The sequence below is a fragment of the Lysinibacillus sp. FW301-JW8 genome (assembly GCF_058788755.1).
In genome coordinates, this window is the sequence record NZ_JBYTBB010000132.1 from 1 (window position 1) to 3692 (window position 3692).

2 protein-coding genes are annotated in these 3692 nt (G+C 33.2%); both read right to left on the reverse strand.

The window, feature by feature from the left end; all coding sequences use genetic code 11:
* Positions 1–1669: 1669 nt before the first annotated feature.
* Complete coding sequence (locus tag AC3WOM_RS26520; RefSeq protein WP_492449144.1) at positions 1670–2824, reverse strand: Ger(x)C family spore germination protein; 1155 nt, start codon at positions 2822–2824, stop codon at positions 1670–1672.
* Between the two features lie 282 nt (positions 2825–3106).
* Positions 3107–3610 carry a DinB family protein gene (locus AC3WOM_RS26525; RefSeq protein WP_492449147.1) on the reverse strand — a complete coding sequence of 168 codons (504 nt, stop codon included), beginning with the start codon at positions 3608–3610 and terminating at the stop codon, positions 3107–3109.
* Positions 3611–3692: the final 82 nt, after the last annotated feature.

Here is a 3692-nt window from a genome sequence, read left to right on the forward strand (position 1 = left end):
TCGTACTCTCAACTCTAGCGGATACAGATGTTTTTTTGTATTCTTTTTTAGCAAGAACAGATTTTGGTGTTGAGCCAAATTTTTAAAAGTATATTTTTGAAAAACAAAGAATCGTCAATAGTTATAACTATCAACATAAGTCCAACCGTAATAAATATTAATCCTATTAGCCCTTTAACAAACCTCATATACAATCTCCTGATTTAGTGACTTACTTTGTTAAACTTCCTCTTAAATGCTCCATACCCTATAGCAGTCATTATGGAAATTTTAGCTAAATCTATTTCCTCTTCCATGTCATTTTGCTTAATTTTGAATATTCTATCGTTTTGTCTTTTGTATTTGGATATTCAATTGTATTATTTACAGATATCGGTTTTTTATCTTCGCTGCAAGCAGTATGTAAAAATGCTTGCAAGTTCCTATGTATATTATTAGCCCATATCTCCCTTTATATTTCCATTTTAGGAAATTGAGAGTGAAAAGTACATATGAAAAAACAGACAACCTTTTTAGTTATCTGTTTTTTCATCTATACGCTGTAGCAAGTCACCTAAATTCTTTACATCTAGAGCAACCATAATTTTCTCAAGTGCATCCTTTAGATACAATCTTATTTTTTTCTAATCAGTGTATCCCCAAGAGGGATTCCAACTACAACAACCAAAACCGTTAGAATTAACAGGGCTCTAAAAATAAAATACGCAACTTGATCGAACATCGTATCTCTCCTTTTTTCTTATTAATTCATACCTAGCATACCGAAATTATCCAATTCCTATGGAAGAGTCAAACTTTTTTGTGCTTTTTATAGTATAGTTTACGTCATTACAATGTATGTATGCAGTCACCACTTTTAATATTTTGTGGTCTTCAACAATAGGGCGCAATTGTTTAATAAGCGTCGCTGTTACTAACGAGGTGCCGAGTTAGTAATCCATAAAAGACCACTCCGGATTTTTTAAGGGCACTGAAAAACTAAAGAAATTCACTTTTTATATTAGAAATTTGTCTTTTGTTAGATTTGAAAACTTAAAAAAGTCGATTTGCATCACATTTTTGTGGCAAATCGACTTTTTCAGTGCCCTTGATTTTTTTTTGGTGGTCTTAAATCTTGATTCAAAAATAGGCGACTTCGGGTGACCAAAAAGCGACCAAGCAATTAAATAAATACAAATTTCTTTGGATTTAGGTTAGCCCATTGGATATAGTCAGCGAACAAGAATGGGCTACAGCACACACTTTTGGATATAGAAAGATTTGTTTAGATTTAGAATTTGAAAATCAAATTAATTCATATTCAAAATGAAGCGAGGAATATTTATAAAGTACATTTTTTAAAGGTTTTGAGTGCTAAAGTAAACATGTTTTCACGGACAGTTGAACAACCAAAGTGGCAGTTGACTGAGTCTATGTAGAGCAAGAGTTAGCTTAGATAGAGGGAGTTTAAACGATAAAAGGGTCACTTGACCAGAGTGACCCAAGCCAACAAATCGGGAGGTGCAAAGCTAATTTGCTTTACATTACTATTAATATGTTTAATAGCTTTTTTTATCTAGTGAATTGCCTGACGAATAGAATAAAATAAATAATAGTAGAAACATTAAAAATGAATCAAATGAATATAAAGTCGAGTACCTACATGTAAATAAGTACCCGACCTTTTTAGCTATTCTTTAATTGTTTCATCAAATGTTTTTCGACCCGGATTTACTTTATTGACGAAAATAGTGAGCTTACTAATAGAGTCTTCAGTTAAAGGTATTTTCCCATTGCTCTCATATTTTTTCCACGCTTTAACGTTTTTACGATATAGTTTTTCAGATAAACGGAAAATGTCTATATCCTGCTTTAAACCCTCTCGATAGGTTGTTAAAATTTCATTTTTAACATGCTGTATAATTTTTTTTCGAATTTCATTTCCAGAAACTTTTGTTTTAAAGCCATTTACAGTAGCATTAAATTTCACATCTACCTCAAAAGTTACTTGATTATTTTTAACAATTGGTTTTACGTTAAGATCTATTTTGTCTAAATCTACTGTTAGGTAATCTCCTTCATCATCGTCTAATTGAAGTGTTACATCTCCTCGATTTTTTTTATCCTGCATCCATTGAAGCCCTCTTGCAGCATTTCCGTAAAGAAAGCCTTTAAATCCATCTTTTGAAAGTACCCCAACACCAGTAAAGGCAGTTTCCATAGATGGTCCATTTGTCGTATTCCAATTTCTATTGATTGAAACAAAGGGAATACTTATTTCATGGCTAGGTTCATTTAAATTGATCACTAGTGTCCGTAAATCAACAGGCTCTATCATTGTTTCTAGTTCATTTGTATATAGTGGATTACTTAATTTGGAAGCTGTGAGAGATTTATTAAATATTGGTGTAATTAAAAGAATTTCCTCAATAGGCTCTTTGGTAACGTAGGTCAATATTTGATATCTTGTCTCCCTATGCCGTAAAAAGCTGTCAATAATAGAAATGGCATTTTCGCTTTTCATGGCATCTTCAGAGAAAAGAATATAAGACATATGTCCCCAGAAGACTTTTTGGTCAATGGAACGATATAAGCTAAAAAATGCTTCTTCCATCGTTTTCCCTTTTGCACGACCAATTTCTGCCTGTACACCTTGAGGAGCAGGATTCTCTGACTTGGCAACACTGGCGAAGTTAATTAATTGCATATAGATTTCATATTGATCATCTTTAAAATCAATACCAATGCCGAGAACATAGTACATTCTTTGAGGCTCAGAAACATCCCAACAGCCAGAAAGCAGTAATGTAGCAACTAAACTTGAGAGTAAAATAATTTTTTTCATGTATTCATCCCATTTTTTGAGGTACTCATGCTATGTGATACGTTTTTAGTTTAGACAAAAAAAGTGAGGATTATAAGCCAAGAAAAGTATTGTACGGATAGAAGAAAAAATTATGGTCCTAATTTTTTTGAGCCATTAATTTCCCATATATATTATGAGCATTACAGAGTGAGATTCGTGAAGGAAAAATTTTTTTACAAGGAGACAAAAAAAGAATCTATTTTGAATAAAGTCAATCAAAATAGATTCAATAATTTTGGGTATTTGAGGATTTGTTCAGTACTACATTTGCGGGGCTTCCATGCCAAACTTTGCCCATTCCTCTTTTGCTGGACCATAAATACCTGGAACAGTTAATCCTGCCTGTCGCATAAGAACAGTTAATTGCCCTCGATGGTGACTTTGATGTTGAAGTAAAAACAGTAATAGTGACCCATTTGGCATTTGTTGACCAATGAATTCAATACATTCCTCCATTGTACGGTCAGTCCATTGTGATTTTAGCGCCAGCACAAGTGCATTGCTTGCTTGTTGATAGCTGTCTGCAATAAATTGAGCCGAGGTTGGAACAGGAAAATCTTTGGCTGGTGCTTCAAACATTAAATGTGTATTGGAAGTAATAACACGAATAGCGGTAACAATATGCCAAGCAATTCGACCTAATGTCCAATTTTGTGAAGTAATTTCCTGTTGAAGTGATTCATCCGTTAGGTTATTTAGTAATTTGTGTGTGGCACCGGCTTCAAACTCCCAAGATTGCAAAAAATGATCTACTGTTTGGAACATAAAAATCCTCCCTCTATAAATGTTGATATATCAATGGTTCACGCCACTTTTACGTGTCAAAAAAATTTTTTTCGACACATCC

Bases quoted from the DNA above. Each gene is read 5' to 3' on its own strand.
- AC3WOM_RS26520 (WP_492449144.1), bottom strand. From the start codon at position 2,824: ATGAAAAAAATTATTTTACTCTCAAGTTTAGTTGCTACATTACTGCTT.
- AC3WOM_RS26525 (WP_492449147.1), bottom strand. From the start codon at position 3,610: ATGTTCCAAACAGTAGATCATTTTTTGCAATCTTGGGAGTTTGAAGCC.